The organism is Corynebacterium sp. HMSC061H03, from assembly GCF_001838215.1.
GTDB lineage: Bacteria > Actinomycetota > Actinomycetes > Mycobacteriales > Mycobacteriaceae > Corynebacterium > Corynebacterium jeikeium_D.
Genome location: NZ_KV836083.1, coordinates 1 through 5,165 on the forward strand (window position 1 = coordinate 1; position 5,165 = coordinate 5,165).

At 56.2% G+C, this 5,165-nt stretch carries 6 protein-coding genes; 1 reads left to right on the forward strand and 5 read right to left on the reverse strand.

Annotation, left to right across the window (positions count from 1 at the left end; translation table 11 throughout):
• Window positions 1-70: 70 nt before the first annotated feature.
• Together HMPREF2787_RS08750 and HMPREF2787_RS08755 are read right to left on the reverse strand one after the other, a co-directional pair.
• Window positions 71-562, reverse strand: coding sequence for a hypothetical protein (locus HMPREF2787_RS08750; RefSeq protein ID WP_070859026.1), 492 nt, complete (start codon window positions 560-562; stop codon window positions 71-73).
• Window positions 563-682: 120 nt separating this feature from the next.
• Window positions 683-1,057, reverse strand: coding sequence for a hypothetical protein (locus HMPREF2787_RS08755; RefSeq protein WP_070859027.1), 375 nt, complete (start codon window positions 1,055-1,057; stop codon window positions 683-685).
• Window positions 1,058-1,238: 181 nt separating this feature from the next.
• On the opposite strand from HMPREF2787_RS08755, the gene HMPREF2787_RS08760 reads away from it, so the two are divergent.
• Window positions 1,239-1,658, forward strand: a complete 420-nt coding sequence (locus HMPREF2787_RS08760; RefSeq protein WP_070859028.1) for a hypothetical protein — start codon at window positions 1,239-1,241, stop codon at window positions 1,656-1,658.
• On the opposite strand, the gene HMPREF2787_RS08765 is transcribed toward HMPREF2787_RS08760, so the two are convergent.
• The 3 genes from HMPREF2787_RS08765 to HMPREF2787_RS08775 form a co-directional block, all read right to left on the reverse strand.
• Complete coding sequence (locus HMPREF2787_RS08765; protein WP_141763283.1) at window positions 1,629-3,203, reverse strand: rolling circle replication-associated protein; 1,575 nt, start codon at window positions 3,201-3,203, stop codon at window positions 1,629-1,631. The genes HMPREF2787_RS08760 and HMPREF2787_RS08765 overlap by 30 nt on opposite strands.
• 265 nt (window positions 3,204-3,468) lie before the next feature.
• Window positions 3,469-4,401, reverse strand: coding sequence for a tyrosine-type recombinase/integrase (locus tag HMPREF2787_RS10930; protein WP_083326684.1), 933 nt, complete (start codon window positions 4,399-4,401; stop codon window positions 3,469-3,471).
• 193 nt (window positions 4,402-4,594) lie between these two features.
• Window positions 4,595-5,053, reverse strand: coding sequence for a hypothetical protein (locus HMPREF2787_RS08775; protein ID WP_070859031.1), 459 nt, complete (start codon window positions 5,051-5,053; stop codon window positions 4,595-4,597).
• Window positions 5,054-5,165 lie beyond the last annotated feature (112 nt).

A 5,165-nucleotide genomic window follows, 5' to 3' on the forward strand; every position in this document is an offset into this window, starting at 1 on the left:
ACAGACGTTGGCTCCCAGACCACAGGCATTCCATTTTCATCGACAGCCCACGGGCGCGTAGAAGTGAGCGTCACAGAAAATCGCCACCCAGGTCTTGCTCGAAAGCCTGACGAGTCACAGCGCGAACAACCACCCGACCAGGGGATTTACGCTCTACCAGCGTATCCACCACACCATCGATTGCGACCCACTCGCCACCACGACGAATGGCTTTCTCGATGTCCTCCGCGTCAATACCAATGGGAAGTTGAAGCGTGACCTCAACACCGCGAGAGGTTTTTTCCGCCCGAATCGGGCGAGGGTACTGCCGATTTTCCGGCTCTAACCCAGTTTCATCACCAGAGAAAACACTGGTTGCTTCGAAAAAATCTTTCACACTCTCCGGGTCACCCCAGCGACCCATGAACTCCGCTTCATGCTCGCGAAGATCGTTGCGCTCGCTTTCCGTGAGCATTTTCAGACCAGCAGGCACCGGAGGGTGCTTGTGCTCATAGAGCGACGCCAGCACATACACAGCGATAAAAACAATCGCACATAGAACGACGATAGATGTAAAATCCATCCTTCTTGCTCCTTATATATAGATGGAAAAGGGGAAAAGTCCTCGTCGGCTCCCCTGGCGAACCGCACCAATCGTTGGTGCGGAACCCACAGGTCACGAGAATTTTCAACCGCAACAGCCCTAGCGGGCTAGCTGCTCGGAGAAATCCGCGATTTGCTGCAGCTCACCGATACGCAAAGTCAGACGCATCTCAGCAAACGTCGAATCACGGTCAGACGAAGCGCGAACCTGCAGGTCGCAGCCCTTTCCAGCCGCCAGAACCTTCCCCGCAGGCAAAGTAAACGGCTTCGCACTTTGAACCGCGATGGTCGTCTGCTCGCCCTGCCACAGCGCGGGCACCTCCATCACGCGATGGATTTCATTACCGTTATCATCCAGCGCTGGCTCGTCAGTCGGACGACGATTCTCCCACTTCATGACCTGGCGCGACTCCAGGTCAGCAAGAACAACAAGCTTCACACCTGCAGCCGGAACAGTAAAACTATTGAGTGCCATTTTTGGCTTCCTCTCTACTAAACAAAACGGATAACAACCGCCGTTCCCCTTTGGAACTATCTGTAGTATATCATACTTTTTGTTGCGCGCGCTCCTTAATGTACCACTCGGCACATGTGGGCGCACCACAACGAACCAAAACACTAGATTTGTACCGTCCGCATCACATAGACTCAGCCCCATGAGCACTAATGACTACCGCCGACTGGCACAAGAAAAAGAGCACGCAATACGCGAACTGCAGACCCAAATCGAGCACACGCGCGACATCATCGCCGCCAATCGCGAAGCCCTAAAAACGCTCACCAGCCTGGCTTTTGCCGACCTCGACGTACCACAACGCCGAGTCGCACAGTGGGCTGGAGTGTCCCCGACGCAAATACACCGGTGGAACAAAGAAGTTCAGGAATCCCTAGCAAATCGTCACAGTGACGATAAACAGCCCGACGTACCTACCACCACCGCCACCGATTTTGTGCCTAAAATTTTCGACGCCAAGCAATCCGGTCATCCGGATGACATGACTACGGCGGAGCAAGAAACAATTGAAGCTGGATATAACGAAGCCGCACTAAAAAGGCGCATGGCGGAGAGCAACTGAACCACGCATCCCCACCGGCAGTTTTTCACCACCTGTACGATACGCGTTTAACGCTCTGAACAGGGCTTTTGCCATACCTGGCGCATCATCCATCAGTACCCACCCAGCGCGCCACTTACCCAGCATGCGACGCCTTGTACCGAAATTCGCGTATGCCCAGCGAGCGAGAGTTCGTCCGAAAAAAATCATTTCATCAGCGGTAACCAGCGCCACCGCCATCACCTTTTTGAGACCGAAAACGCCCCAAAACCTACCGACGCTCGCACCCGACTCAATCCACTGAGCAGGCGCACGATTCTGGTATTCCTTTTCCGCACCAGACGCATTTTTTGCCGCATACTTTGAAAAATAGAAACTTGCATGACGCGGGGACGCAAAACTCTGCCGCGTATAGTGCAAACCAGTACCCGCCACCAGATGCCGCGCACGTTCCCCTGAACTTTGATCGGCGGCAACGATTCTCGCCCATGTTGCAGCAAGCCAGCCGGTAAAATCCACCTGCACCTTTTCGCTGGTCACGGGATTTTTCACGGTACATGTTCCCTCTGGCACCACCATCAAAAGATGATAATGCGGAGCCCCCCTGCGCTGAAACTCTCTTTTCCACACCGAAAGCATTTCGCGCCCCCAATCACGCTGAAACTGAAGCCGCAACCGGTTCAAATGCGCATACACCGTTTTTGAGTCAGGCGCGACCGCCTGCCAATCGCCGGGGTACGTCAAAGTCGCCATGGCAACTTTGCCCGGCTGCTCCAAAAACGCGTTCCAGTCCAGCTCGGAAAATGTCGAAATCATGCGCGTTCGACTCTTCTGCGACCATTCCAAAATCCGGCGGTCCTCTTCCTTTTTCTGGCACATTGCCAGCTGCTCTAGGTAAACCTCCCACTTGTCACGCTCCTGCTGGTCACCCGCCTTTTCCAGGTTTTCCGTTGCCATCCCCTTTAGAGTCGGCAGAATCCCCTCCGACAGCTCTCGGGCATGCCGCAGTGCCCTCAATGCCGCATCCAATTTTTCCTCCGCAGGGACAACACCCAAACTGCGCCACTCCCGCAGCAGTACAGTGTGCTCACGGATAGCATCCGCACGAACAGCGGTATCCGTCGAGACATCCAATACGCCCTCTAGCTCAGTAAGCCGCGCCTCTACCTCCGCAACCCGCTCTTTATGACGCGTACGTTCCCTCTCAATTTTCACCAACACCTTTTGTTGATCTTGCATCTTGCGGTCACGCTCCCGTGCCCGCTCTTCTCTTCTCTCCCGAAGATTGAAATCGTACGCACCAAGCCGCAACAAACTCGGGGAAATCTGAATCGTTGCGACCTTCCCCTCTTCCCCCTCCCACGTCCGTGAGGACAGTTTTCCTGCCGCGTCCCGACATTCTTCTACCGTGGGAAATCCCCTATCCACCTTGGTGTTTTCCTGCCGGTTGTCGTTTTGTCGTGTTTTGGCACATGAGGATAAACCACGTGCCAGCTCGTCGCCTGCGGCTCCTCGCCACGCCCCGCCGTCGGCTACACCTACGCTACCGCGCGCGGTCGCTCCCACACCTACCGCGCCACTCCGCTGCCGCGGGCGCTTGCGCATGCGACCTTCGGTCGTTCGCGCGCCCTTGCCCCTGCGCTCTGCTCCCGGCTCGTCGCTGCACACGTCCACTACGGCTCCGCCTGGCTGGGCAGTGGGGGTAGAAAACATTTTCGACAACTGCATAATGAAAACACCTAGTGTAATAGGAGGAAATTTTTACAAAACGGCGGTTACCTAAAACCGCAGGTCAGCCCCGCTCCTCATTTTTGAGTAGCGACTCACTACCTCATAATCCTTTTGTCGCAGGTTCGAGCCCTGCTGGGGGCACCACGCCCGAAATTTCACGTTGGAGTGTCATAGACAGTGAGGACAAATCGCCAGTGACTACCCCCGCGTAGTGGCGCAGCGTTGTAGCCGAATCGCTATGCCCGAGATGAGCCGCAACCACCTGAGGGGCGATACCAGCACGCAAACACAAACTCGCACAGGTATCCCGAAGGGCATGGGGTGTGACTCGTCGAACGCCAGCACGAGCGCAGGCAGGGGATAAAACGCGGGTATGCCAGTTGGTGCGATGCACCGGAGTTCCGACAGTGGACGTAAACAGGAGGTCGGTATCTACCGAGTCCGCATAGTCGCGCAGGTCAGACACCAAAAAACCGGGAAGATACACGCGTCTCTTTTGGTGAGTTTTCCCGTCGGAGTGAATCCAGCCGCCACCGCGAGCAGGCATGATACCGCCAGACACCACGATGTAACCGTTTTTGATCGAGGCAGGGGTCAGAGCCGCAAGTTCCGAAAACCGCAAGCCCCCAAAAACCAACGTGAGGAACATCAACCTATCGCGACCCTCCAGTTGCTCCGCGATTTTTTGCACGTCAGACGGACTAAGGGGGTCAGGAACCGGACGCGGTGCGGGTGGCAGTTTTACGAGGTCAACCGGGGATTTCGACACGAGGTCTTCCACCTGTGCGAGGTGGTACATCTGGCGGAGAATCGAGAGCGACTGTCGTACCTGGTGGTACGCGCGGGGTGCGGTCTGAATCACCCACTGCTGAACATCACGGTAAGTGAGGTCACCTATCGGGGTATCGCCGAACGCGGGAATAAGATAAGTCTCAATCAGCCAGGAGTAATCCTCGGCGGTCTTGGGTGCGACAGGGTGGAGAGCCAACCAGTCACGGGAGTAATCAGAAAAAAGGGGGGTGGGAGTAGCCACAAAAAATCACCATTTATCAGAAAAAGGAAAAATAGCGCCCGCCTACGCGGGCGCGAATCAAGGAAGAGACACGAAGAGGACGCAGGGTCACCCGGGGCGAGCGACGGAGAACAAAACCAGGGGGTCACCGTAGGCAACGAGGTCAAGGACAAAGAGGGGGCTAGCGCCCCCCTCTGTACTCCCCCTCTATGGGCTAGGTAGCCAACCGCACAACACAGCGACCCGGAGTAACCTCACCGGTCACCCGGTTCGTATCCTCGTAGGTCAAGCAGACTCGCTCCGTGGGGGCAGCATACGGAGCCGTAACCGGAGAAACCTGCACGTCAGACGGGTTTTCCGGCATACCGTACAGGCGCTCCACCTCTACCGCGTGGGACTGGGCGCTCGCACACTGACGTGCCCGAACCTCCGCAAAAAATTCGTCGGTCGGGTCGAAATCACACGATTCCTCCGCAGCCTCGCGAGCTCTCGCGATTTGGCACGCACCATGGTCTACAAACCACCCCTCGCAGACCTCAGACACGCTATCCGCAGGGGTAGATGACGGAGCCGACGAACCACCATCACCAGCCAGAGCACCAGTCAGCACCAAAGCACCGACACCAACAACCGCAGTCGCAGCGATAGCGACCGTCGTAGCGCTTTTACTCATGATTTTCCTCCAAAAGTGGGGTGTGACCTGTATAAATGCGGTCACGGACGGTTTCTACATAGTCGGAATAGGCGGGATTGGGGGTTTGGAACCAACACAATGATTGACCGTT

Coding starts and splice junctions, on each gene's coding strand:
- HMPREF2787_RS08750 (WP_070859026.1), bottom strand. CDS start 562: ATGGATTTTACATCTATCGTCGTTCTATGTGCGATTGTTTTTATCGCT.
- HMPREF2787_RS08755 (WP_070859027.1), bottom strand. CDS start 1,057: ATGGCACTCAATAGTTTTACTGTTCCGGCTGCAGGTGTGAAGCTTGTT.
- HMPREF2787_RS08760 (WP_070859028.1), top strand. CDS start 1,239: ATGAGCACTAATGACTACCGCCGACTGGCACAAGAAAAAGAGCACGCA.
- HMPREF2787_RS08775 (WP_070859031.1), bottom strand. CDS start 5,053: ATGAGTAAAAGCGCTACGACGGTCGCTATCGCTGCGACTGCGGTTGTT.